At 50.7% G+C, this 23,864-nt stretch carries 23 protein-coding genes; 8 read left to right on the top strand and 15 right to left on the bottom strand.

Features of this window, described 5'->3' with window-relative positions:
- Positions 1-332: 332 nt before the first annotated feature.
- The 3 genes from BW941_RS05690 to BW941_RS05680 all read left to right on the top strand — a co-directional run bounded on the left by BW941_RS05690 (position 333) and on the right by BW941_RS05680 (position 5,167).
- Positions 333-2,996 carry a nitrate reductase gene (locus BW941_RS05690; RefSeq protein ID WP_076514677.1) on the top strand — a complete coding sequence of 888 codons (2,664 nt, stop codon included), beginning with the start codon at positions 333-335 and terminating at the stop codon, positions 2,994-2,996.
- Positions 2,997-3,000: 4 nt separating this feature from the next.
- Positions 3,001-3,756, top strand: coding sequence for a uroporphyrinogen-III C-methyltransferase (cobA, locus tag BW941_RS05685; protein WP_076514676.1), 756 nt, complete (start codon positions 3,001-3,003; stop codon positions 3,754-3,756).
- A 235-nt stretch (positions 3,757-3,991) separates the two neighbouring features.
- The gene (locus BW941_RS05680) at positions 3,992-5,167 is read left to right on the top strand and encodes an MFS transporter (RefSeq protein WP_076514675.1); all 1,176 of its coding nucleotides are present in this window, start codon (positions 3,992-3,994) and stop codon (positions 5,165-5,167) included.
- Positions 5,168-5,181: 14 nt separating this feature from the next.
- Here BW941_RS05680 and BW941_RS05675 read toward each other — a convergent pair whose 3' ends face one another.
- The 8 genes from BW941_RS05675 to BW941_RS05645 all read right to left on the bottom strand — a co-directional run bounded on the left by BW941_RS05675 (position 5,182) and on the right by BW941_RS05645 (position 10,190).
- Positions 5,182-5,526, bottom strand: a complete 345-nt coding sequence (locus tag BW941_RS05675; protein ID WP_076514674.1) for an MAPEG family protein — start codon at positions 5,524-5,526, stop codon at positions 5,182-5,184.
- Positions 5,527-5,576: 50 nt separating this feature from the next.
- Positions 5,577-5,942, bottom strand: a complete 366-nt coding sequence (locus BW941_RS05670) for a DUF4870 domain-containing protein (RefSeq protein WP_076514673.1) — start codon at positions 5,940-5,942, stop codon at positions 5,577-5,579.
- 105 nt (positions 5,943-6,047) lie between these two features.
- On the bottom strand, positions 6,048-7,100 hold the full coding sequence (locus tag BW941_RS05665; protein WP_076514672.1) for an NAD(P)-dependent alcohol dehydrogenase: 1,053 nt from the start codon (positions 7,098-7,100) through the stop codon (positions 6,048-6,050).
- A gap of 137 nt (positions 7,101-7,237) precedes the next feature.
- Complete coding sequence (locus BW941_RS05660; RefSeq protein ID WP_084188672.1) at positions 7,238-8,065, bottom strand: MipA/OmpV family protein; 828 nt, start codon at positions 8,063-8,065, stop codon at positions 7,238-7,240.
- A 30-nt stretch (positions 8,066-8,095) separates the two neighbouring features.
- A complete protein-coding gene (locus BW941_RS05655; RefSeq protein WP_076514671.1) occupies positions 8,096-8,644 on the bottom strand; it encodes a DUF924 family protein in 549 nt (182 codons plus the stop codon).
- Positions 8,645-8,702: 58 nt separating this feature from the next.
- Entirely contained in the window at positions 8,703-8,852 is a 150-nt protein-coding gene (locus tag BW941_RS17815; protein WP_175607869.1) for a hypothetical protein, read from the bottom strand.
- A 131-nt stretch (positions 8,853-8,983) separates the two neighbouring features.
- Positions 8,984-9,553: a DNA-3-methyladenine glycosylase I gene (locus BW941_RS05650; RefSeq protein ID WP_076514670.1), complete on the bottom strand. Its 570-nt coding sequence runs from the start codon at positions 9,551-9,553 to the stop codon at positions 8,984-8,986.
- A gap of 10 nt (positions 9,554-9,563) precedes the next feature.
- Positions 9,564-10,190, bottom strand: coding sequence for a DUF938 domain-containing protein (locus BW941_RS05645; protein ID WP_084188670.1), 627 nt, complete (start codon positions 10,188-10,190; stop codon positions 9,564-9,566).
- A gap of 300 nt (positions 10,191-10,490) precedes the next feature.
- On the opposite strand from BW941_RS05645, the gene BW941_RS05640 reads away from it, so the two are divergent.
- Together BW941_RS05640 and BW941_RS05635 are read left to right on the top strand one after the other, a co-directional pair.
- The gene (locus BW941_RS05640) at positions 10,491-12,236 is read left to right on the top strand and encodes a proline--tRNA ligase (RefSeq protein WP_076514669.1); all 1,746 of its coding nucleotides are present in this window, start codon (positions 10,491-10,493) and stop codon (positions 12,234-12,236) included.
- Positions 12,233-12,847 carry a lytic transglycosylase domain-containing protein gene (locus BW941_RS05635; RefSeq protein ID WP_084188668.1) on the top strand — a complete coding sequence of 205 codons (615 nt, stop codon included), beginning with the start codon at positions 12,233-12,235 and terminating at the stop codon, positions 12,845-12,847. The genes BW941_RS05640 and BW941_RS05635 overlap by 4 nt, the downstream gene beginning before the upstream one ends.
- A gap of 11 nt (positions 12,848-12,858) precedes the next feature.
- Here BW941_RS05635 and BW941_RS05630 read toward each other — a convergent pair whose 3' ends face one another.
- Entirely contained in the window at positions 12,859-13,104 is a 246-nt protein-coding gene (locus BW941_RS05630) for a DUF2164 domain-containing protein (protein WP_068437672.1), read from the bottom strand.
- Between the two features lie 154 nt (positions 13,105-13,258).
- Between BW941_RS05630 and BW941_RS05625 the strand changes: the two genes are divergently transcribed.
- A complete protein-coding gene (locus BW941_RS05625) occupies positions 13,259-15,730 on the top strand; it encodes an acyl-CoA dehydrogenase (protein WP_076514668.1) in 2,472 nt (823 codons plus the stop codon).
- A gap of 50 nt (positions 15,731-15,780) precedes the next feature.
- Here the strand turns inward: BW941_RS05625 and BW941_RS05620 are convergent, their stop codons facing one another.
- Genes BW941_RS05620 through BW941_RS05610 form a run of 3 tightly spaced genes read right to left on the bottom strand, consistent with a single transcriptional unit; the run spans position 15,781 to position 17,360 of the window.
- The gene (locus BW941_RS05620) at positions 15,781-16,098 is read right to left on the bottom strand and encodes a carboxypeptidase-like regulatory domain-containing protein (RefSeq protein WP_076514667.1); all 318 of its coding nucleotides are present in this window, start codon (positions 16,096-16,098) and stop codon (positions 15,781-15,783) included.
- Entirely contained in the window at positions 16,095-16,730 is a 636-nt protein-coding gene (locus tag BW941_RS05615; RefSeq protein WP_068437664.1) for a hypothetical protein, read from the bottom strand. The genes BW941_RS05620 and BW941_RS05615 overlap by 4 nt, the downstream gene beginning before the upstream one ends.
- A 48-nt stretch (positions 16,731-16,778) precedes the next feature.
- Positions 16,779-17,360 (bottom strand): hypothetical protein, encoded by a 582-nt coding sequence (locus BW941_RS05610; RefSeq protein WP_076514666.1) that lies wholly within the window; start codon positions 17,358-17,360, stop codon positions 16,779-16,781.
- Between the two features lie 230 nt (positions 17,361-17,590).
- Here BW941_RS05610 and BW941_RS05605 point away from each other — a divergent pair, with 230 nt between their 5' ends.
- A complete protein-coding gene (locus BW941_RS05605) occupies positions 17,591-18,988 on the top strand; it encodes an esterase/lipase family protein (RefSeq protein WP_076514665.1) in 1,398 nt (465 codons plus the stop codon).
- 19 nt (positions 18,989-19,007) lie between these two features.
- Here the strand turns inward: BW941_RS05605 and BW941_RS05600 are convergent, their stop codons facing one another.
- Both BW941_RS05600 and BW941_RS05595 read right to left on the bottom strand, forming a co-directional pair.
- Positions 19,008-19,424: a DUF5086 family protein gene (locus BW941_RS05600; RefSeq protein WP_076514664.1), complete on the bottom strand. Its 417-nt coding sequence runs from the start codon at positions 19,422-19,424 to the stop codon at positions 19,008-19,010.
- Between the two features lie 73 nt (positions 19,425-19,497).
- Entirely contained in the window at positions 19,498-20,148 is a 651-nt protein-coding gene (locus BW941_RS05595) for a hypothetical protein (RefSeq protein ID WP_139325759.1), read from the bottom strand.
- 135 nt (positions 20,149-20,283) lie between these two features.
- On the opposite strand from BW941_RS05595, the gene BW941_RS05590 reads away from it, so the two are divergent.
- Positions 20,284-20,901: a hypothetical protein gene (locus BW941_RS05590; RefSeq protein ID WP_076514662.1), complete on the top strand. Its 618-nt coding sequence runs from the start codon at positions 20,284-20,286 to the stop codon at positions 20,899-20,901.
- Positions 20,902-20,978: 77 nt separating this feature from the next.
- Here BW941_RS05590 and BW941_RS05585 read toward each other — a convergent pair whose 3' ends face one another.
- The gene (locus BW941_RS05585; protein WP_139325758.1) at positions 20,979-23,849 is read right to left on the bottom strand and encodes a tectonin domain-containing protein; all 2,871 of its coding nucleotides are present in this window, start codon (positions 23,847-23,849) and stop codon (positions 20,979-20,981) included.
- Between the last annotated feature and the right edge of the window lie 15 nt (positions 23,850-23,864).

Genomic DNA, 23,864 nt, shown 5'->3' with positions numbered 1-23,864 from the left:
TCATATATGCTCAAGAAGTAGTCAGGGGCAGTCGGATCATACAGTCGCTATCAAGGTCACCTTCACCTTTTGAGGGTCAGTTACAATGGGCCTTACGGGGTGACGCAGTACTTATATCCGAAGCGTGAACCAGACTTGGCACCCTTTTTGTTAAGTAATAATCAAGACCTTGTGCATTGGCAGGGAGCCAGATTCAGCGGTCCAGACACCAGCGTTGGTGTCGTCGTTTTGTGTTGTGTTTATGAGCATTGGCGCTCGCGGGTAACTCCGCGGGCGTTTTTTTTGCTCGGAAAAGACCTGAGATGGATCAGGTCCAGTAATGGGATACCCCTATGAGTCATGAAAAATTACAGGTTCAGACAACATGCCCCTACTGTGGAGTAGGCTGTGGCGTGGATATCTCCGGCAGCCAGGAGGCTATCGCTCCCGTTGCCGGCATGAAGTCGCACCCTGCTAATTTCGGACGCCTGTGTGTTAAAGGCTCCGCACTGCATGACACGCTGAGTCACACCGACCGCTTGCTCCACCCTACAATGAACGGACAGGCTACAGACTGGGACACAGCTCTGAACCTGGTGGCAGATAAAATCCGTCAGGTGATTTCTACCCATGGACCTGAGGCCGTTGCTTTCTACGGTTCCGGCCAACTGTTGACTGAAGATTACTACGTTGCCAACAAGCTGATGAAGGGCTTTATTGGCAGCGCAAATATGGATACAAACTCCCGCCTTTGCATGGCGTCGGCCGTTGCTTCTTATAAGCGGTCTATCGGCAGCGATACGGTTCCGGGCTGCTACGAAGATCTGGAACAGGCAGACCTTCTGGTCATCACAGGAAGCAATGCCGCATGGGCCCACCCTATCCTGTTCCAACGTATGGCTGCGGCGAAGAAAGCTCGTCCTGATATGAAAGTTGTTGTAATCGACCCTCGTAAAACAGCAACCTGTGATATTGCCGATCTGCACCTTGCGATTAAACCCGGTAGCGATACTTCGCTATTTAATGCGCTGCTGACCTACCTTCACCAGCAAAATGCACTCGATAAAGACTTTATCGAACAGTGTTCTGAGAACATAGATGCAGCACTCGAAGCAGCCTCAACGGCTGCCGAAGACTTCAGCCAGCTTGCAGACATTACAGATGTGGAACAGCAGGACCTGGAAACCTTCTTTGCCTGGTTCCGCGATACTCCTAAGACCGTAACCTTTTACTCCCAAGGGGTTAATCAGAGCGTCGACGGCACTGACAAAGCAAATAGCATTATCAACCTTCACCTCGCCACCGGTCGTATTGGTAAGCCGGGTGCCTGCCCGTTCTCAATTACAGGGCAGCCGAATGCAATGGGTGGGCGGGAAGTCGGAGGGCTGGCCAACCAGCTTGCGGCTCACATGGACTTCTCGCCTGCTGACAGGGACCGCGTACGACGTTTCTGGCAGTCGCCTCGTATTGCAGAAAAGCCGGGCTTAAAAGCGGTCGATCTGTTCAACGAAGTCAAAAGCGGCAAAATAAAGTTTCTGTGGGTTATGTCAACTAATCCGCTGGTCAGCATGCCAGACGCTGATGATGTTAAAGAAGCAATGAAACACTGTGAGCTGGTCGTCGTGTCGGACTGCATGGCAAATACCGACACAACCGCAGCTGCTCACGTACTTCTTCCAGCAGCAAGTTGGGGGGAGAAAAACGGTACCGTCACAAACTCTGAGCGTCGTATATCGCGTCAAAGAGGCTTCCTCCCACCTCCGGGTGAAGCACGCCCTGACTGGTGGATAATTACTCAGATTGCGCGTCGACTGGGTTTCGAGAAAGAATTTCCGTACGAGCATCCGGCCGATATTTTTGACGAGCACGCGCGGCTTTCCATGTTTGAGAACAAAGGCACGCGGGACTTTGACCTCAGCGGCCTGACCAATTTAAGCCGCGAACAATACGATGCACTCGCTCCGATTCAATGGCCGGTTAATGATAACTACCCTTCTGGCCGTGCAAGGTTTTACGACGACGGACGTTTTTATACTGAATCAGGAAAAGCCAAATTCATTCCTGTCGATGCCAGGCCACCCGTGACATCAGAAACAGGGCTGACTATGAATACGGGGCGCGTACGTGATCACTGGCATACGATGACCAGAACAGCGAAAGCGCCGGTTCTGGCCCGACACATTGCTGAACCTTATGCGGACTTTCACCCTGAAGATGCGATGCGTCTCGGCATCAGGGACAACAAGCTGGTCAGACTCTGGAGTAACCTCGGAGAGATTATCGTACGCGCTCATGTCCGCAGTGATATGGCGCAGCGTAAGGGCGAAGTTTTTGTTCCCATGCACTGGACCAGTCGCTACGCCAGCAAAGCCCGCATGGGTGCATTGATCAACAAAGATCATGATCCAATTTCTGGTCAGCCTGCCCTTAAGATCACTGCTGTTGAAGCGACTATATTTCCAACCGAGTGGGAAGGCTTTCTACTGACGAATAAAGACCTGGGCAGCCTTGATACTGACTACTGGGTTTACAACGTTACTGATACTGGCCACATGTACGAAATTAGTGGGCAAAGCGATCCGGTTGGATTCATCAGCTCAGTCAGAAACCAGTTTGAGTCCGACAACTGGGTGATGTTCAGTGACCCCGCGAACCTGCACTATCGCCTGTGCCTGGTAGAAGGTAACCAACTCAAAGCGGTTCTTTTTATTCACCAGAATTATGACTTCAGCAGTCGACAGTGGTTGATCGACACGTTTGGTCAGAAAGAGCTGTCAATGCAAGACCGCCGGGCCATTCTTGCCGGGCGCCCTCTAGGCAAAGTAGAAGATAAAGGAGCCATCATATGCTCCTGTTTTCAGGTCGGTGAAAATACGATTAACAAAGCGATTGCCGATGGCTGTACCAGTGCAGATGAACTGGGCGGTCAGCTCAAATGCGGCACGAACTGCGGCTCCTGTATACCAGAGCTGAAATCTCTTATTGCGAAATACCAGCCCGCAGAGGCTGTGGAGTAAGACAATGAAAAATACACAGAAGCAACCCGGTAAAGTCTGGCTCGTTGGCGGTGGTCCCGGTGATCCTGAGCTGCTGACCATCAAGGCAATGAGAGTGATCAGTCAGGCAGACATTGTGCTATACGACAGTCTTATTTCTGATGAAATCCTCGATATGCTGCCGCAGAAGTGTACGCGGATTCATGTCGGAAAGCGCTGCGGTGCGCACAAAATGACTCAAGTCGATATTCAGAAACTTCTGCTCACCAGCGCTCGAAAATATGCCCGTGTCGTCCGCCTCAAAGGTGGTGATCCGTTTATTTTTGGTCGGGGTGGTGAAGAACTGGAATATCTTCAGAAGCACGGTATCGAAGTTGATATTGTTCCCGGAATTACCGCCGCCGGCGGCTGTGCCGCCGCCGCCAAAATACCACTGACTCACCGCCAATACGGCAATGCCCTGATGCTGGATAGCGGCCATAGTCAATTCGGTGAGTATCAGAAAAGCCAGAGCCCTACCCGCGTATTTTATATGGGCGTTAAACAGGCTGGGATGATTACCGCAAGCCTGCTAAGTGAGGGGCTGTCAGATTCTACCCCTGTCGCTCTGATTGCGAATGGAACATTACCAGATCAGGAAGTACACACGGGTGTACTGATGGATCTGCCTTTTTTAGCTGAGCGATATTCCGGCGCAGGCCCTGCCCTGATAATCGTTGGCGAAGTGGCGGCGTTCGCTGCCCGCAACCAGGTTCAGGCCCACGGTGAAGCCGTGGCGTGAGCACACCGGCGCAAGCCGGATTCCCAAGTAAGCTGTTGGTCCAATGCTGAAAAGCGAACTTTAGGACTCGCCCCACGCCGAAAGGCCTGGGGCTTTTTTGTTATCTGGACTCTGGGTTTTACTTCTGGTTATTCATTGTTCCTTACAGTAATCAGTTTGTTCGTTGGAATTATGGATACAATCTTAGTAATTCATGTCATAACGCGCCCTCAGCAGTAATACGTAAGGCGCTCTCATGAAACTGAACTTTCCCCTTCTTGCACTCGCTTTGGGTGCTTTCGGTATCGGTGTTACCGAGTTTTCACCAATGGGGATGCTTTCGGTGATCGCCAATGATCTGGATGTCAGTATCCCGTCGGCAGGTATGTTAATCAGTGCCTATGCCTTCGGCGTCGTCATTGGCGCACCAATAATGACACTCGGGTTCGCCAGAATGTCACGTCGAAACCTGTTACTGCTATCGATGTCAATATTTACTCTGGGCAACCTCATTTCTGCTCTGGCAGACACTTACAGTACACTCATGATTGGCCGTATCGTCACGTCCTTTAATCACGGTGCATTCTTTGGAATCGGCGCTGTAGTCGCAACAAAGTTGGTTCCGCCAGAAAAGCAAGCCAGTGCGGTTGCAGCGGTTTTTTCGGGACTGACCATTGCTAATATTGGGGGCGTTCCACTTGCGACATACGTCAGTGAGACTATTGGCTGGCGCACTGCATTTATGGGTATGACAGTTATAGGCGTGGCAACCCTCATCGCTCTGCGCGTCAGCTTACCTAAAATGGAAGCAGATAAATCGGGAAGTATCCGTAATGAACTGAAAGTGCTCTCGAAAGGGCCAGTACTATTCGCCCTACTTCTCACCGTCGTAGGCTCGAGCTCCATGTTCACTGTGTTCAGCTATATATCCCCCATTCTGCTCGAAGAAACTGAAGTGGGCACCCTGTTCGTGACCAGTATGCTTATTTTATATGGGGTCGGCCTCGCTGTGGGAAACTGGCTTTCCGGCCGCTTTGCCGACCGCAACCTGACAGGTACTCTGATAATCTCTATGGCAGCAACCATGCTTCTGCTCGCTCTTTTTGCCGCCACTATGCAGGTGTATTGGTTAGTACCACCACTGATATTTCTGTGGGGAATCAGTAGCTTTGCTGTTGTCCCTCCACTGCAAGCATTGGTCGTCACGGAAGCAAGCGATGCACCAAATCTGGCGTCTTCAATGAATATTGCAGCTTTCAACCTGGGAAATGCCCTGGGTGCTGCCTTGGGCGGGGTTGTTATTTATCTGGGGCTTGGCCTACCCGCTGTTGCCCTGGCTGGAGCAGCGACTTCGGCTGCAGGCTTGATTCTCGTCGTTATCTATCAGCGCAGCCATTCAAAGGTACCAGACTGTGATTCATGCGATGCTTAAAATGAGCTTGTCAGCTAGGCCGTCATGAGTAAGTAGTACCACATAGCCAGTACGGCGATGAAATTGATGGTAAATACCAGCCCTCTTAAGCGGATATTACTGGTCAGTATCTGAATGCCAATGTGGATCACACGCCCGACTATAAATGCCCAGGCCAAAGTAATAAAAACGATATTACTGTCCAGCTCCTTGATCATCAGGACAAGGCAGACGATATAAAAAAATATCGGCCATTCAAACTGATTACTGAGATTGGCTGATATTCTGGGCTCCATATCCTTATAAAGGGAAGCTGCTTTTTCTGACCATTGAAGCCCCCAGACCTTCGGGGCTCTCGCCAGTGTGAGCAGAGAATACAAAAAAACACACCAGCACGTTCATCCGACGCCCATTTTATGCACCAGCTTATTCAGGGTTTGAAAAAGGTGATGCTCATTGGGTAAACCCACAGTTCGCCGTTATTAGCTTTGACGGCAGCAATGATAGCGAATACCAGATTCATGATGCCCAGAACAAAAAAGGCCAACGCACCAATGACAAAGATCCATAGGATAAAACAGACGATAGAGTAGACAACGAGGCTCAACAACCAATTAGCGGTCACCTTACCGTGACGATCTATCTGCTCATTCTTATCTTTATTCATGAGCCACATAACGATGGGTAATATCAAACCCAGCCCAGGAACAAGAATACTGCTCAACTGACTCAGATGAATCATAGTGCAGTAGGTATTGACCGGCATCCCCCAATACTCTTCATTCGGGTCATTCATTGTCATAGCTCCTGTGTTCTCTGTTTCGTATTTGCTCACATTATCACGACGCGAAAAAAAACGCCCCGACATGCGAGGCGTTTTTTTTCATAATGGTGCTGAGAATCAGCCTTCAACAGCAAGTGACGACATATCCATCACATAGCGGTGAGAAATATCACCTTTAGCCATAACATCAAAAGCATCGTTTACTTCATCCGGGCGAATGATCTTACATTCAGGATGAATGTTATGTTGACCGCAGAAGTCGAGCACTTCCTGAGTTTCTTTAATACCGCCAATCAGGGAACCAGCCACTCGACGGCGCCCCATAATCATAGGCACCGACATGAACTCATCCATCGGACCAACCTGACCAACAATAACCAAGGTGCCATCGATGTCGAGCAGTGGCGCATACACAGTAACATCATGCTTCACAGGCACAGTATCAATAATCAGATCAAAAGACGCTGTCGCCTTTTTCATCGCATCTTTGTCAGTTGAGGCAAGAATACCGGTCGCACCCAGTTCTTTGGCGTCCGCTTCTTTTTTGTTTGAGCGGCTGAGTACCGTGACTTCCGCCCCCATAGCGACGGCGAGCTTCACCGCCATATGCCCAAGACCACCCAGGCCAATCACGCCAACTCGGCTCCCTTCTTTTACACCCCAGGTGCGCAGCGGCGAGAAAGTCGTGATACCAGCACACAAAATTGGAGCGGCTTTAGACATATCCAGAGTATCCGGAATGCTCAGGACAAACTCTTCACGAACGACAATGTGCTTCGAGTAGCCCCCTTGGGTGATCGTGCCGTCAATTCGATCCGGTGCACCGTATGTTGGGGTCATGCCAACACGGCAGTACTGTTCTTCGTGACTGTGGCACTGGTCGCACTCCTGGCAGCTGTCGACCATGCAGCCTACGCCAACGTTATCACCCACCTTGTAGTTTTTAACGTCGGAACCCACCTCGATCACGCGCCCAACGATTTCATGCCCTGGAACCAGCGGATAAGGCTGAGGCCCCCAGTCGCCGTTCACTGTGTGCAGGTCGGAGTGACAGATACCGCTGAACAGAATTTCAATCGCAACATCGTTTGCGCGCAGTGCACGACGTTCAAAGTGATACGGAACCATTTCTGCATCTGAGTTGTGTGCTGCGTAACCAACAGTTTTCATGAGCGCTCCTTAGAGTCTGGGATTCATCAGATTTCGATAGACAGTGTAAGGGTACAGCGAGTACGAGGACATGTCTGAAACAATCTGTTTCTTGCACAATCCTCCAGAAGTATCGCCTTTTGTTACTACATAACCTCTCAGAACATTCGACCGAATGAGAGATTTACGCCAAGCGACTGCTCTGCATCGGTCAGTGGGCTGTTGGAAATTTCTTTGCCATACGTCGTATGAGTCAGCTGAAGCCGGGTCGTTCCTCCACCCAGGCTTTGGGTGAAAAAGGCAATACTGATTTCTGGGTTAGTGGACCCTGCGGGTGCATAGGCAGGACGCCCGGAACGAGCCTCCGCTTCTGTTACACCGTAGTAATAATCGACATAATCTCTGCTCTGATACTCAACACCGATACCGGGTTCTACAAATACCGAGCCGGCAGGTATTACGTATGATGCCCGGGCCGCAGTTTCATACCCAGAGTAAACGCCAAGCAGGTCGTGAATGGCATTGACGCTGAAATGCCATTGTCCAGGACGATAGGCAACGCCCGCGCCTCCAGCCATAGAGTAACCTCGGTCATCCATTCCATCAAAGACAGGGCTATCGCCTTCGCTGTAGCCAGCAAACACCGGGCTTAATATCAGAGACGCAGTGACGTCCCCCGGGCGATACACATCATAAGTTGCGTACGGGCCATAGAGGTTAAGTCGATCACCACGATAAATGATCAGAGGAACAGGTATGACCCGGCTATTAAAGTCGCGATAGACATCCTCGGAACCAACCACACCAACGCCCCAGGACCAGGGAGAACCTTCGGCAGCGCTAAGTTGAGAAAAAATTAGAACTGACGCCACAAAAGCAACACACAGACGCGACACAAATCTGAACACAGCATCTATCATTTTATTCTCACTCTTCACCATTATTATCCTGTCGTAACCCATCGCACTGTCTGAGTCTTCATACACCAGTCAGTTCCTCTGCAATGGCAAAGAGACTCAAAATCCCGAGCCAGGTAGTTTCAGAAATTCAGTTTCTTCAACGGACGACGCCCGGCCAAGAATCGTATTCCGGTGTGGATAGCGCCCAAAGCGATCAACAATGGCTTTATGTTTAAGTTCAAATTCGTAGTTGTTCTCTGGAGTATATTCTTTGAATAATTCTACCCCGGCCTGATGAATGACCTTAGATTCGCTGTGCATGTACGGCATCAACAAAAATGTTCGTTTATCGATATGGTCGAGCTCGGTCAAGGCATCGTTCTGCACTGCTTCCTGAGCTAACGCGAGGGCTAAGGGATCTTGAGCAAAAGCACCGGGACTGTTGCGATAAATATTCCGCGAAAACTGATCAAGGACGATAATTTCTGCAAGGCGGCCTTCGGCAGATGAGCGCCATTCAGATAACTCACAGACAGAAGCCTGCTTGAGTGTTTCACCGAAACGCCGCCTGAGTAACTCATCAAAGTCCGGATCTTTTACCCACCATTGTTTCGGTTGAATTTCATTGAACCAGAAATCAATAACTGTGCTCGCACTCGTTCTCACTCGTCTCACCTCAACCGGAATAAAATCTATGCCTTAACCACATCAACCTGCATGCTGATCAGATCGACCGGGTCGCCAAACTGAGTGTAAATTGCCACATCAGCAGCATCCCGACCATAAGCGATCGCAACTCGGCCGCCATCGAGATCTCTTCGAGTTTGATCAAGAGTGTATCACCGGTCTTCGATAACCCCTTCAAACCAGACATGGATATTTGCCTACCTGTCGAATCATCAATGAAAAAGGCGTAGGGACAGACTTGAACTTCATAGAGCAAGAGGGGTCAGCGCCTTGATCATCTCCGGCAAGAGAAACGAGTCGCAGACAAGCGACTAAGCGTCAGGCGTTATCGGGGTGTATGGGGCAATTGGTCAGATGATCGTTCACCATGCCCATACTCTGCATAAAAGCGTAACACGTGGTCGGCCCAACAAAGCCGAAGCCGAGTTTTTTAAGTGCCTTGCTCATCGCTTTTGACTCTTCAGTCTGAGCAGGACAGTCCTTCAGCTCTGCATAGCGATTTATGACGGGCGATCCGCCGACAAACGACCACAACCACTCACTCCAATTAAGTCCTTCCTTTTGAGCTGCAACCCAGGCACGAGCATTTTTACGGATGGCTTCAAGCTTACCTCGGTGCCTGATAAGGCCGGCGTCAAGCAGGCAGTCTTCAATCTCGTCGTCCGTCATTGCAGCGACCATAGCGGGATCGAAGTTATAAAAACGCTGCCGGTAGTTTGGTCGTTTCTTCAGAACGGTTATCCAGCTCAGTCCGGCCTGCTGGCCTTCAAGGCAGAGCTTTTCAAAAAGACGGTGATCATCGTAACAGGGGTGGCCCCACTCTGTATCGTGATACTCAACGTAGAGTTCGCCCTGCGCCCACGGACAGGTTTCGAGGTGTTTAGTCATAAAAGCTGAATCACTCGCCTGTTTCGGCTTTCTGGAACACCAGGGTTCGGTTATTGGCAGGCATTTCCTCATCTGCTCTGAGATACAGATGGAACTGACGAGCGAGAAGCAGGATCTGTTCAAAGTCTTTGATGCCGCTATCGGGATTTCTCTCCCGTAGCCACTGATCCAGATCGACATTGCCCTGACTGGTGTATTGGCCGTCATAATTGTATGGACCATATAAAAGCAGCAGGCCACCTGCTTTCAGCACACGGCTGATACCACGGAACATTTTTTCGACCTCAGGCCAGCTTACGAAATGTACGACATTGGCACTGAAAACAACATCAGCATCTCGGGCAGGCCATATATCCTGCTCTACGTTGAGTTCGAGCGGATCAAGAAAGCCTTTCTGCGCAGCATGCTTCCGCCACTGGCGAATATCATCAAGACGTTCTTTCAATTCGGTAGGTTGCCAGCGAATTCCCGGCAGATTAGCGGTCATGTAGGCAGCATGTTGGCCAGTGCCACTACCCAGTTCAAGGATGAAGGCGTTATCTGGCGCATACTTACCGAGTACGTCCAGTATCGGGCGCTGATTTCGAACGCACGCTTCAGCTGTGGGGAGCTCGGCGATCCCTGGTTCATTAGTCAAAAATGATCTCTCCGGGTTTCCAACGTCTTCTTATACACATCCGTGTGCGCAGGATTATCTCACAGACGCAGAATGACACAACGGCCGTTCTTGTGAATCAGGCAAAATCCTTAGTCTTTTTTGATTCTGTTCACAAATCATACAATAGAAAGTCATACATGACAGCCCGACTAAGGCCGTAATGTCCCTCACACCGGTAAACAGAAGCCTCTTCATTCCCGCCTTCAAGGGGCTTATACATCACCGGTACATGCTTTAGAATAGCGCCATAAATTAATGACCCGATGGCCTACTGTCTCTATGCGCGCTACTCAATTTCTTATTGCGACCGAAAAAGAAACCCCAGCTGATGCGGTTGTTATCAGCCACAAGCTGATGCTCCGCTCAGGCATGATCCGAAAACTGGCTGCTGGCCTGTATACCTGGATGCCGCTGGGCCTTCGTACCTTACGTAAAATCGAGAATATCGTTCGTGAAGAGATGGACCGTGCCGGCGCACAGGAAATTCTGATGCCTACGGTACAGCCAGCTGAGCTGTGGGAAGAGTCAGGTCGTTGGTACCAGTACGGCGGCGAACTCATGCGCCTGAAAGACCGCCATAATCGCGAATTCTGTTACGGCCCGACCGCTGAAGAAGTAGTCACAGACATCGCACGTAACAACCTCAGCAGCTACAAACAGTTGCCAATGAATCTCTATCAGGTTCAGACCAAGTTCCGCGATGAGACCCGCCCTCGCTTTGGTGTCATGCGCGCACGCGAGTTTACGATGAAAGATGGCTACTCCTTCCACGCCAACGAAGAAAGTCTGCAGGAAACTTACGAGCGAATGCACGAAGCTTACAGCCGCATTTTCAACCGTCTTGGCCTCGATTTCCGTCCCGTATTGGCTGACACGGGTTCCATTGGCGGTGCGTCATCGCACGAATTTCACGTACTGGCAGAGTCCGGTGAAGACGACATCGCCTTCTCTGACAGCTCTGACTACGCAGCAAACGTTGAGCTGGCTGAAGCGCTTGCTCCTGCTGGCGAACGTCCCGCTGCATCGAAAGAACTTGAGAAAGTATCAACCCCAGACGTCACGAGCATCGAAGACGTCGCCGCTTTACTAAACGTTGCCACCAGTGATGTGCTGAAAGCCATCGTCGTGCGCGGTACCAGCGAAGCGGAAGACGCAGAAGAAGGCGAAGCCGGTGAGCCAGTGGTGCTCTTCCTCCGTGGTGATCATCAGCTGAATGAGATCAAAGCCGAAAAACTTCCGGGCGTTCTCAGCCCGCTGCAGTTTGCCAGCGCAGATGAAGTCCAGAAAATCGGCGGCGTTGCTGGTTTCACAGGCCCTCGCGGTCTCTCAGCCCGCGTTTATGTAGACAGGTCTGCCGCACACATGGCGGATTTTGTATGCGGCGCAAACGAAACCGATGCGCACTTTACAGGCGCAAACTGGGGCCGGGACGTTGAAGAAGGTACGATCGCCGACCTCCGCAATGTCGTTGCTGGCGACCCAAGCCCGTGTGGCAAGGGTACGCTCGATATCAAACGCGGTATCGAAGTGGGACACATCTTCCAGCTGGGTACGAAATACTCCGAGGCGCTAAAGGCGACTGTACTGGATGAAAACGGCAAAGATCGCGTCATGATGATGGGTTGCTATGGTATCGGTGTGAGCCGGGTTGTTGCCGCCGCGATTGAACAAAACAACGACGACAACGGCATCATCTGGCCAGACGCTATCGCTCCTTTCCATGTGGGCATTGTGCCGATGAACATGCACAAGTCTGAGGCCGTAAAAGAAGCGGCTGAGAAGCTTTATAACGAGCTGACCGAAGCCGGTTTTGAAGTGTATATGGATGACCGCGATAAAAAGACCAGCCCGGGTGTAAAGTTTGCCGACATGGAGCTGATGGGTATTCCTCACCGGGTAGTAATCAGTGATCGTGGTCTCGAAGCCGGTGCCCTGGAGTACAAGCACCGCAGTGCCGAGGAAAAAGAAGAGATCGCAGCTGACAACGTGCTCAATGTTCTGAAAGAGCGGATCAAACTCGGATGATCCCCTGCCAGTACGCATGCCGTAAATATCGCTCCCGATTGCTCGGGTGCGGTATTGCTCTGCTGATGCTGCTGGCCCTCCCTTCTGCGGCGATGACCAGTGCGGACCCTGACCCGGAGTTAAGATCAGCCCTGATGGAAGCCGTCAATGCTTCCGATTCCTTTGGTGACCAGTTCGATGCTCAGGTCTGGCTGATGGACATGTCAGGCCGACTGAAGCGTTACCGGAATATGCGCGACGACAAGATCCGCCTTGATTTACTGCGCATGGTGCACCAGGAGGCAACCAGAGCCGGTCTACAGCCTGAGCTGGTTCTCTCTGTTATTCAGGTTGAAAGTGCGTTCGACCGCTTTGCCCTGAGCTATGTCGGAGCCCAGGGATATATGCAGGTGATGCCGTTCTGGAAGAATGAGCTCGGCAGAACTGAAGACAATCTCATGGATACACGCACAAATCTGCGCTACGGATGTACGATCCTCAAACACTATCTTGACCGCGAAAAAGGGAACCTGATTCGCGCCCTCGCTCGCTACAACGGCAGTCTGGGTAAAACCAAATATCCCGAAAAAGTGCTTATGGCCTGGGATAAATACTGGTTTGTTAACTACTGAGGCTGCTCTGCTCAGCGGACAGCTTTCTCCAGCTGCATCAACTCATCTGATATGTCCCGCAGTTTTTCAGACATAACGGTTTCTGCGTCATACAGACCCCGGTTATAGAAAAAACCACCCATCTCTTCTGCGAAGAAATCAATCAGAAACTCCGCCTGAAAGCCACCCAACTCCTGATCCAGCTCCTCGCGGAAGTACATTTTTACCTTTTGTACCATCTGCGCCTTCTCTTCAGAAGTGAACTCCATCTTATCCATACCGTCGTACCTATAACTATTGCAGTGCGAGCCTGCAGTGAATCGGGGCGGATGAGCATGTCCGTGCCAGATTAACTTGTCAATCAGCACACCCCTTTACATTAAATTAGTTTTTGTATAGGTTTTGTATTGATATTAACTTTCGGAGATCGGGATGTTTCTTATTACCCTCCTCAGTGTTCTAGTGGCATTCGCCGCGGTCATGTATTTCAACCCGGGGCTGTTGATCGGCTCTGCGATATTCACTGCCGTCTGGTTGACCACCGGCTTGATCACACCAGCTATGGTTCACCCTGTCACTCTCGTAATACTCGCAGGCGTTCTGGCTCTGCTGAACGTGCCGCAGCTGCGCAGGGCCGTGCTGACTAAATCGGCCTACAAAACCATTTCAGGCGTCATGCCCCAGATGAGCCAGACTGAGAGTGAAGCACTGGAGGCAGGCACAACATGGTGGGATGCTGACCTGTTTCAGGGGAAACCTGACTGGGAGAAATTCTCTTCGATCACCATGCCGACGCTGACAAAAAAAGAGCAGTCGTTTATCGACAACGAAGTTGAAGAGCTCTGCGGCATGCTGGATGAGTGGGAAATCCATCACTACCGCAAAGATCTGCCACCAGAGGCCTGGCAGTTTCTGAAAGACAAAGGCTTCTTCAGCCTGATTATTCCGGAAGAGTACGGCGGTAAGCACTTCTCACCGTATGCCCAAAGCCGCATCATGAGCAAAATCGCATCCCGCTCCATCACGGGCGCAGTAACGGCTATGGTACCCAATTCACTCGGCCCAGGCGAACTGCTTGCAAAATACGGTACTGACGAGCAGAAAAAGCGCTGGTTGCCCGGACTTGCCAAAGGCACCGAGATTCCATGCTTTGGTCTGACAGGCCCAGAGGTTGGCTCTGACGCAGGCTCGATTCCTGACCTGGGTATCGTTTGTAAGGGCGAGCATGACGGTAAAGAAGTACTTGGTATTCGCCTCAACTTTGCCAAACGCTGGATTACACTTGCGCCGGTGGCAACGGTCATTGGCCTGGCATTTAAGCTGCGTGATCCGGACGGCCTGCTGGGTGATCCTGATACCCAGGATTATGGTATTACCTGTGCCCTGATTCCCGCTGATCATGAAGGCGTTGAAATCGGTCGTCGTCACTACCCCGGTGCGCCCTTCATGAATGGGCCGATTAACGGCGAAGATGTATTTATCCCGGTTGACTGGATCATCGGTGGCCCTGAAATGGCCGGTAAGGGTTGGCGTATGCTGATCGAATGCCTGGGTGCAGGTCGAGGCGTTTCGCTTCCTGCTCTGGCTACCGCAAGTGGCGAAGTTGGCTATCGTATGACCGGTGCGTTCGGCAAAATCCGTCGCCAGTTCAAGACGGAGGTCGGTAAGTTTGAAGGTGTGCAGGAAGCAACATCGCAGATCGCTATTCTCGGCTACACGCTCGAAGCGATGCGTCACCTTGTGACGAAGAGCCTCGAGTCTGGCACCCCGTCGGTGATTACGGCCATGGCCAAGTACCACGCTACAGAAATGATGCGTACTCTGATCAATCACGGTATGGATGTCGCCGGTGGCCGCGCCATTCAGTTGGGGCCCCGTAACTTCATGGCCCTGCCATATCAGAGTGTGCCTATCGCGATCACAGTGGAAGGGGCGAATATTCTGACCCGCTCGTTGATGATTTTCGGCCAGGGGTCGATGCGTTGCCACCCTTACCTGTTCGACGTTATTCAGACACTTCAGACCGATGATAAGAAGCAGGGGCTAAAAGATTTCGACCGCCTGTTCTTTGCACTGGCTGGCAACAGCATCAGCCGTACCATGCGCGCATTCGTGCTTGGGCTCAGTGGTAATCGCCTGGCGAATGCACCAGAAAAAGCAGACAGCTTTACCAAAGAGTGGTACCAACGCATTGACCGCATGAGTGCTGCACTGGCTTCGTCAGCAGACCTTGCACTGGGTGTTCTTGGTGGCGACCTTAAGCGTCGTGAACTTCTGAGTGCTCGTTTAGGCGATGTTCACAGCCAGCTGTTTATGGCATGCAGTATTCTTAAGTACTACGAAAATCAGCCAGCAAGCACCGCTGAAAAAGTGCACGCCCGTGCCTCATTACATCAGGCTCTGTACACAGCACAGGAAGCCTTGTTCGACTTCTACGATAACTTCACGGTTCCGGGCATCGCCGGAGTATTTAAGCGTCTGGCTTTCCCATACGGTCGGATTCTGAAAAAGCCTGATGACGATCAGCTTCGTGCGCTTGGTGATCTGATCATGGAGGACAACCCTGTGCGTCAGAAATTTGGTCAGTTCATTCATAACAGTCTTGAGCCAAGCGACGCTTTTGGCCGTGTTGAAAGCACGTATCAGAAACTGCTGACGGTTGAAGATGCGTGGGGAAAATACAACAAAGCAGAGTCCCGAGGAAAGCTCGCGGGAGACGACATCGATGCCCGGCTCTCCAGCGCTGTTTCTCAGAATATTATTACTCAGGAAGAAGCCGATAATATTCGTGAGTACGACAAGCAGCGCTATGACGCTCTGTTAACCGATGCCTTTGAGAAGAGCTTTTTTGAAAGAGCGGAAGTTGAGGTAAAAGATCCGGCAGCTGATGCCAACGTTAGTTGAACACTCCCCTTGTTCAGCACCCTTGAAGCGGCATGGATGCCGCTTTTTTTTTATTGCATCAACACCGGTTGTAAATCCTGATAAGGCATATTCACTACCTGAACCTGATAGTCCAGATAGCCGTTAATACGGAGAATATAATTTCCCGGTATTATATTGGGCATGTAATACATACCATCTGAGCCGGTGAAATAGGTGTAAACCAGTTGAGGACCAAAATTGGTAAACACGATAAGTTCTACCGTTGCTCCCGACGCAGGGAAAAGGTCGCCGGTATAGGGGTGACGAATATCCACTCGCCCCCTCAGATTCGTCGCCAAAGCCAAGTCAGACAAAAGAAGCAGTATCGTAAATGCGATGGTTTTCATTCTCCTGCTCCTGTTACGGGTGTCATGTACGAGGTTTCAGAGTATCTTTGTCCTGGCTGAGTGAGCGTTGTAATTTCGATAGGCTCACTGAACTCGATGGTTCTGGTCTGATAATTAACCACCATATCACTCCCCGTTAATGCTGCTTCAGACGTCAGGTTAATTTTTCCACGGCCAAAGCCCTTCACATCGAGAGTAATCATCCGCTTAGGAGGCGAACCGTCTGGTGAGCCCGGAATCTTAAAATGAATATCCCCATTGGCACTGCTTAATACACGGGGTTCGAGAGATATTTCTAATAGATCAAACAGCAGAGGGTTATTGATGACGTTACCCTCGCCATCGCGCAGTTCAAGCGTTCCGATGATACTCCAGGTTGGTTCATTCGGATTTCGGATCTCGAGAATACGAGCCTCGGTTTCAGATAACGCATTTATACTGATAACCAGAGTAATAAGATATGCAGCAAAGGCACCGGACGAATTAATCTTAAGCCCTGAGAAGCTGCCACTGGCAACCACAGACGTGGAAGGGAAGATCTTATAAATAAGGATTGAAGGTACAAGGGGAATCAGAAAATAAGTCAGATACAAAGCAAAAGACAGCATGATTCCAGCAATTTCTCTATCCATGAGAATATCTCCATGTCGTACTTGAGTTACACCACTCTGTTTATCACCTTACCGCCAGACGAGCACCCCATCCGCGGTCTCACAATTCATCACTGAATTACTCGCATCACTGATGTAGACCTGCTGACTGTCAGATACACCATAAGACAGGTATTCAGAGCAGAAGGCGCTCTGACCGTTTCCTACAACTACTTTCGTACCCGCCTTCAGCTCACAAGTGACCAGCTTATCCAGCGGTGACCATTGGTAGCAGATTTCGAAGTCTTCACGATATTCAGCAACCTTTCCTGAAGGCTTATTGAACGCCCACCAATTGCCATAGGTGCTTCCGGGATTAGTACTGTTCCAGGCACGATAAAGGGTAACGATTTTTACGCCAGTTGAAATATACACCTGCCCCTGGCACAAGCCGCCTTTGCCAGGCTCTCCCAGCGCAGCATTTAATAAGTCTGAATCAACGGCTGGAACAAAACTGTCGCGCAATGATGCTGGCAAATCGGTTGTTCCGATACAGGGCTCAGGAGCCACCGAGGCCGTGTCTGGCTGCTTACTTTGAGCAGGATGAGTTGCGGGCATCTGCGCACATGACACAAGAGTCGCAATACTGAGGCTAAGAATGAGTCCTTTCATGGTATATCCATGTTGACGTTTGACTGTTATCAGTAAGCCGGGGAGTGTCGTAATTTGCAAGTATTCAGCACAAACATATCCGCCTCTGGGTTAACGAGTCCGACAAACTGGCCTCATGTGCACCATAAGTTGGCGCATTTCATTGCATACCTGAACCAACGCAGGCTCAGGCGTCAACCATACTGAGACTTCACCCCCTCAGGGCCTCACTTCAATATCAGGGAATCGATATGAATGTCTGCTTCCGCCTCGTCGCTCTCTTAATCACTCTATCTCCGGCCTCTCATGGTCAGGACTTCAGTGAGTGCAAACTTCAGTACCCTATTGTTTTATCCCATCATTTTGGTCTCCGGACTATCTGTCCTGACAGCTGGACGGCCGATGAGTGCATGACGCGTGAATCGGATAATCTACAGAAGTATTGCGCAGACTGGGATTCTGACATGGGCTGCCAAGAGTGGATTCTACCTGCAGATGAAGCTCACCTGCCGCCGCGCATCGAGAATCTCTATGACAACCGCCTCAAACGTACCAGCGACATAGCGCAATACCACCGCTACTTCAGTAAAGATATCGTCGAACGCCTTGAAGCCTGCGGCAACGAAGTATTTATCGCCGACAAACCAGCCTACGCAACCTATCACGTACGTGGCCGCTCCCTCCGCAATACGGTCTATGAAGCTTTATCCGCGACGCAGGCAGACAAGGTAATCATCATTGGTACATCACAAGGGACTCAGGATGCTCGTTTTATGACAACTGCGTTGCCAGCCAGCGATAGCGCTCCAGAGGAAGGTTCTATGGCAAAGTATGTGGCTGCAGTGGTGGGACTTTCTGGCGAGCACCTCGGCGCAGAAATCGCGACCATCGGCATTAACGGCATGTATCTTTCCAATTATGTGTTTGGCAACGGCTGGATTGACCCTGTTGCGGGAGAGCCCTTCTGGGAGTTCGAAGAAGGCGAGCGTCTGAATACAGACCTTATGTGGCGAGAGGTGGGAGATACAACCACAGACGAGGCTCTGTTCAGCCAACCCCTGGTCCTGACAGAAGGATACGACCCTAATAATCCGAACGAGTATGACCTGGATATTAACGGCCAGTTCAAAGCCTTTCTGAGTGGCCTGACCTCCCTCTCAAGTCATTACATGCGAGAAGATTTTTACCGTGACAAGACTGGGTGGCGGGACCTCCTGAATGCAATTGGCTTGAAGGAGCATGGTTGGTATGACCTGGTTAACGAGCACAACGAGAACTGCAATGGCGTAAGTTACTTCAGTTACTCAGCGCGAATCAGAAGTTGGGATTACGAATACTGGGGCGACGCGACCTTTTATCTTGGGGTCACCGCCCTATACGGCCCCAATGATGGCTATACCACGATGGACTCACAGAATTTCGATAAGATTGGTTATCCACCTTGTGCGGATGGTCGCAGTAACTTCGAGCATATCAAAACACTGGATGGCAGCATTTTAGGCCACGGTTACTATCACAATTACTTTACCGGCCGGAATAAATACTACGGTCCTCAGGAGAGCTGGCTTCAGGAGCGTCCTCCTTATCAGGGTTCCGTGGCCGATTTCTACGAGCAGATAATGAGGGACCTGATCGAGCGAGGCTTTTAATTCTCGCTCCTGACCATTTCTACTCTGCGGCAAACACAGGATCAAGACACCGCTGGACCGGGCGCCGGCAGATTTCACGCTGGGCCGCAGGTGTCTTCATCCAGCGGGTGACGGCTTTATCATAAGCTACGCGCTCTGGAACTCCGGTATCAACCGGCTGGCCGATGCTGTTCAGGAGAGCTTCGCGCTCGATTGCAATATGGTCAGCAAGACGCATAGCAAGCTCCTGCATATCACCGTTCTCGCGTGAGTACACATCAATATGAAAAATCTCTTCCCCCTCCATACGCTGGAACTCGCGGATCTGAATCCAGCGCGTTTCACTCGGATCACTTTTGATGTTCCACAGGGCGTAGTCGTTTATGGTTTCGGAGCTGACTCCAACACTTAGCAGAAAAATAGCTGCCCCGAAGAGTAGTCTGTGGTTAAGGCCCATAGTCTGTACCGTTTATTATTTTTTCAGTAGATTAAACACACTGTATCTGAGTGACAACCCGTTTTGCATACCGTTAATCTGTAACCTGCACAGTCACAGGTGTACTGTACATACGGACTCTGAAGCGTCCACCGGCTACTTCTGGGCTAAGTTGCCCAGAAGTTTCATATCCAACCTCTAGCATTAACTCATCATCGAAGCCACACAGATTCGAGTACTCGCTCAGAACGAGCTCAAACGAATTTCCAACGGCTCCGCTCAAGTCGACAGTTAATTCATCAGTGGTTATAGAGCTGCAAGGGGTCAAACGCAAATGACTGAGTTGCAAGTGGCTATCCGGTTCATTCCAACTAACGACCACAGTGTCTGCAGACCTACTGTATGACTCGCTATCGATGGGCGTTAGCAGATTGGGCAGTGCCTCGAATGAAAACTCCTGAACTATATCGTGGCCAAAAACTCGACTGTTGACGTCTAAGTCCGCACCATTCTGATACGCGCCCTCAAGAAGCGCCGTATCTTGACAGAAAGCACTCGCTCTCCAGTCCAGACTGTCCACACAAGAGAGCGTATCCGCTCTGAAGCGGGATCCGTATTCTTCCTCCTGCAATCCATCGAACAGAGTCGACCTGGCTTCCGTAACATACTCGCCGAACTGGTACTCGACCGGAGATGCTGAAACATAGTCAGCAGCCACCTCAAGATCCAGATAAACATAAGACATAGATAACGTATCCGATGGATCGGTTTGCTCTTGGGTGATACAAGCCGTTATAGGTAAAACCATTATCAGTAGTGGTATAGTCTTGTGCATATAATTCATCAGGACTCCCTGTCGACCTAAGCAAAGGATTGTAGAATGCTTCCAAATAGCCTCAGAGTAACAGCTTTAATTCTGCTTGCTAATATCTTCCTACCAACATTCGTATCTGCCAGTGAGTATTCTGATAGTTCAATCGAAACTCGTGATTTTAGGGTTAGCGGTGAACTAGGAGTTGCGCGACTGTTCTTCCGGGATATTTTTCGTGATGAAGAGATACCAGAGGATGACGTTCGTCGTGGTGTCGCTGGGGTTGAAGCATCGCTAAGGCTCAAGAAACACTTCTGGCTTCACTCAGGCTATCGTAGCTCAGCTCCGATTTCTCAGGATAACTGCAATCGATATGATGCCGCCGATTGCCGAAATATCGAATACCGTATATCTCAATACTGGACTCTGGTGGGACTACATCTGAACGAACGAATATATGATATAGACTTTGAAGGCGCTGTTTATATTGGACCTGCATTTGCGGCCAGAGAAAGTAATTACGACAGAGCAAACGCATTTACCCTAATGTACAGGATCTCACTTGGTGCGATGGTCTCAGATAGCTGGCAACTGAGAGTCCAGGCTGATACCTCTGAATTCTACAGCTCTTCCAATGTTCGGGGAGATGTTTCGGTGACGTCTTTGGTCGCAAGTTATGTTTTCTAAGTCATGGCTGACAAGGGGAGCTTACACCATGATAAAAGCAAAGGCAGCCGTGGCTGCCTTTGCTTTAGAGGTATCTATCAGCGCGCTTGCCCTTGATAGATTTCTCCATTTTCACTCAACATGTAAACAGTTGAACTGTCCTTCATAACCACCTGAGCAGGAGCCGAAGGCGGTTTTATTTCCAACCAGCTTTGGTTGACACCATCCCAGCCGTATAACTTCTGGTTGGTTCCTACCACCATGACTGCGCCGTCATTGCCAGCAGCAATGCCATTCGCTCTGCCATCCAGTTTGGTCATTCGGGAAGAGAGAATATTCGCGCTATCGCCGCTTTCTGAACGGTAAATGTCGCCATTATCTTTGACTCCCCACAGGAAGCCATTGGCAGCGGCCAGGTACTGTGCGGTGAAGCCTGACTTCTTAGACCAACGCTTACCTTGCATCACCCAGATATCGCCCTCGCCGCCAGATAACTTGTCGCTGACGACCCAGAGATCGCCTTCGCCAACAGCGACGATCTGCGACGCCCCACCGTCAATTTTACGCAGGGACTTACCGTCGCTTTTAACGGTCGCGAGCGTTCCGTCATTTTTCATCAGGTAGAGCTCGCCTTTCTCCCCAGCAGTAACAGCGCGATACCCAGACGCCAGCTCACTCCAGGGCTTGCTACGATTTTTCGCATTATAAGCTTCAATAACATCGCCTTTTCCTGCTTTGGTGAGTCGATAAAGATCACCGTCATGGCCGATAAAAATAGCATCGGCTTTCTCGCCCAACGATTTCCATTTCAAGGCTTTGAAGTTCGCTGCAACCTGAGGGTCTGCTTTATTTGCAGAGGCTTTCATTGCCTCAGCAACCGCTTCTCTGAGTGCCGCTTTGTCCGCTGGCGATGTAGTACCGGCGATTACAGTCGTCCACTGCCCTTCGACTTCCGCTACCCCCTTGGTGGTCGCCAGGAGTCGTTTAACATCAAACGGACGCTTTGCATCTGCCAACATAGCGTTCAGGCGAGGTTCAGCATTGGCGCGTTCAATCTGCAGCTCAACCCATGCAATCACTGTCTCAATCGCGAGGTCAGCAAGAATCTGTGGCCCTGCGGCCGAGATGGCTTTCAGTACTGCCTGAGACGTCACTTTCGCACCGGCACTGGCTGCAGCGCTGGCTGCCTCAGTTGATGCTTTCTGAAGAGCATACTTCGCCATCGTCGACTGAGCTCGCTCTACCGCTTCTGTCATGGTCTTACGGATCGCCGTCAAATCAGCACTCTTCGGAAAGAATTTCTTCAGAACGGCGTCCGACAGCAGCACTTTGGTATAGACGAAACCAATCGCTTCACCCTTCAGCTGGTCTTTAATAATGGCTTCCAGAGTCAGTTCAGAGAAGTCAGGCACAGGCCATAACTCATTACGAATAGCCTCAGCGCCCATACCGTAGAGTGCGGCAGTTGTTCCAAAGGTGGTGGCCGTCGCTGCAACACCAATACCAGCAATCATAACTGCGCTATACACTTCATTCTTTTTCCGGTCAGCCTCATCCCAGGCCTGATAAGCCTGAAGTGCCTGATCAGCAAGGTAAGTCCGGAAGTGAACCACCGCTTCGGAGTAGCTTTTCAGCAGCTCTTTTTCGTCGGCACTCGCTTCACCAGGAGAGCTTGCGGCTACTTCGATACGAGACAATACTGCCAGCGCAAGTACACCGCTGCTTTCCGGCGCGTCGTGAATTTCCTGCCACGAATCGCGGATATTATCTTCTTCTGACTTTTTCAGTGATTTAGCCAGATCGGCGGCAATGGCTTCAATGGTTGTGCGCTCTTTAATCAAAGCGATAACAACCTCATTAGCACCTTTCAGACCAAACAGACCCGGCTGACGGTACTCTGGCATTTTCCATTCGATGCCGTTGGATTCACAGGCCGCCTGATCCCATACCGCCAGAACGGTGCGACGGTAGCCCACCGGACAACTCCAGCAACTGCCACCGCCTTTGTGGCCAACAGACGATGGGAATGAACCGTTGTATTTTCTTTTTACATGTTCACGCACGCGTGAGTTTCGCGAGTTCAATGTGTCGAAAATCTGTCCGGCTGGGCAAGTTAGTGCCGCTGTTTGTGTTGCCGTTGAATAATCGAAACCACCACCGGTTTCACAAGCTTTAGCGCCGTTAACCGGGTAGATGGTGCGATCTGCCGCCGTTGGGCAGGTCCAGCACTCGCCACCGTTGCGCAAGTCCAGGATCTCGCCTGTTTCACATTGCGCTTTTTTCACCAGAGTCGCTTTAGACTTCTGTTCTCTCACCAACTGAGAACATGCGCGCTCGTGATTCACTGCATAACCAGTACGGTTGTAACCCGAAGGACAGGAATAGCAATGTCCATCGCGGGCATCCCAGAACTGTCCAGACGGACAGTCTGTGCCGAGTAGGCCTGTCGCTCTGTTGTGACGATTAATACGTTTGAAGTTTTCTTTTGCGGGTTTTACACACGCATCCGCCCACTCTACCGGTGCTACGGTGCGGTTATAGCCTGATGGGCAGCTCCAGCATTCACCATCACGGGTCGGGTCGAAGAAACTGCCTTCAGGGCATACTTTTCCCTGAAATGATGCGCGCCCAAAAGTACCCCGTTTCGAAGGATTAGGCTTCGCACAGGCTCGATCAGTATCGACGGCTGCCAGGGTACGATCGTATCCCTGAGGGCAACTCCAACAACTCCAAAGGCCTACATCGAAGAAACTCCCTGCCGGGCATTCGCCTACGGCATCCCCTTCAAATATCGCGGGTTTGAAGCCACAGGGTTCCTGAAGTTTGCCGTCGCTTCCTATACCACCGCAGGTGACTTCACCGTCAGAGGCAACGGCACCATAATTTCCATTAGTGAGGCTCTGAGCCTGAGCCGTACTGGTTAACCAAAGTGCAAAACAGCACAATAGTAACCTTATTGAGTAATTCATAAGTTTCCCCTTCCT

The organism is Thalassolituus maritimus (assembly GCF_900156675.1).
Lineage (GTDB): Bacteria > Pseudomonadota > Gammaproteobacteria > Pseudomonadales > Oceanobacteraceae > Thalassolituus > Thalassolituus maritimus.
This window is presented reverse-complemented; position numbering and strand designations above follow the sequence as displayed.

What these genes read in the sequence shown, in the direction of transcription:
- BW941_RS05690 (WP_076514677.1), top strand. Translation starts at nt 333, where the DNA reads ATGAGTCATGAAAAATTACAGGTTCAGACAACATGCCCCTACTGTGGA.
- cobA (WP_076514676.1), top strand. Translation starts at nt 3,001, where the DNA reads ATGAAAAATACACAGAAGCAACCCGGTAAAGTCTGGCTCGTTGGCGGT.
- BW941_RS05680 (WP_076514675.1), top strand. Translation starts at nt 3,992, where the DNA reads ATGAAACTGAACTTTCCCCTTCTTGCACTCGCTTTGGGTGCTTTCGGT.
- BW941_RS05670 (WP_076514673.1), bottom strand. Translation starts at nt 5,942, where the DNA reads ATGAATGACCCGAATGAAGAGTATTGGGGGATGCCGGTCAATACCTAC.
- BW941_RS05665 (WP_076514672.1), bottom strand. Translation starts at nt 7,100, where the DNA reads ATGAAAACTGTTGGTTACGCAGCACACAACTCAGATGCAGAAATGGTT.
- BW941_RS17815 (WP_175607869.1), bottom strand. Translation starts at nt 8,852, where the DNA reads ATGTCTGGTTTGAAGGGGTTATCGAAGACCGGTGATACACTCTTGATC.
- BW941_RS05650 (WP_076514670.1), bottom strand. Translation starts at nt 9,553, where the DNA reads ATGACTAAACACCTCGAAACCTGTCCGTGGGCGCAGGGCGAACTCTAC.
- BW941_RS05640 (WP_076514669.1), top strand. Translation starts at nt 10,491, where the DNA reads ATGCGCGCTACTCAATTTCTTATTGCGACCGAAAAAGAAACCCCAGCT.
- BW941_RS05635 (WP_084188668.1), top strand. Translation starts at nt 12,233, where the DNA reads ATGATCCCCTGCCAGTACGCATGCCGTAAATATCGCTCCCGATTGCTC.
- BW941_RS05630 (WP_068437672.1), bottom strand. Translation starts at nt 13,104, where the DNA reads ATGGATAAGATGGAGTTCACTTCTGAAGAGAAGGCGCAGATGGTACAA.
- BW941_RS05625 (WP_076514668.1), top strand. Translation starts at nt 13,259, where the DNA reads ATGTTTCTTATTACCCTCCTCAGTGTTCTAGTGGCATTCGCCGCGGTC.
- BW941_RS05620 (WP_076514667.1), bottom strand. Translation starts at nt 16,098, where the DNA reads ATGAAAACCATCGCATTTACGATACTGCTTCTTTTGTCTGACTTGGCT.
- BW941_RS05615 (WP_068437664.1), bottom strand. Translation starts at nt 16,730, where the DNA reads ATGGATAGAGAAATTGCTGGAATCATGCTGTCTTTTGCTTTGTATCTG.
- BW941_RS05610 (WP_076514666.1), bottom strand. Translation starts at nt 17,360, where the DNA reads ATGAAAGGACTCATTCTTAGCCTCAGTATTGCGACTCTTGTGTCATGT.
- BW941_RS05605 (WP_076514665.1), top strand. Translation starts at nt 17,591, where the DNA reads ATGAATGTCTGCTTCCGCCTCGTCGCTCTCTTAATCACTCTATCTCCG.
- BW941_RS05600 (WP_076514664.1), bottom strand. Translation starts at nt 19,424, where the DNA reads ATGGGCCTTAACCACAGACTACTCTTCGGGGCAGCTATTTTTCTGCTA.
- BW941_RS05595 (WP_139325759.1), bottom strand. Translation starts at nt 20,148, where the DNA reads ATGTCTTATGTTTATCTGGATCTTGAGGTGGCTGCTGACTATGTTTCA.
- BW941_RS05590 (WP_076514662.1), top strand. Translation starts at nt 20,284, where the DNA reads ATGCTTCCAAATAGCCTCAGAGTAACAGCTTTAATTCTGCTTGCTAAT.
- BW941_RS05585 (WP_139325758.1), bottom strand. Translation starts at nt 23,849, where the DNA reads ATGAATTACTCAATAAGGTTACTATTGTGCTGTTTTGCACTTTGGTTA.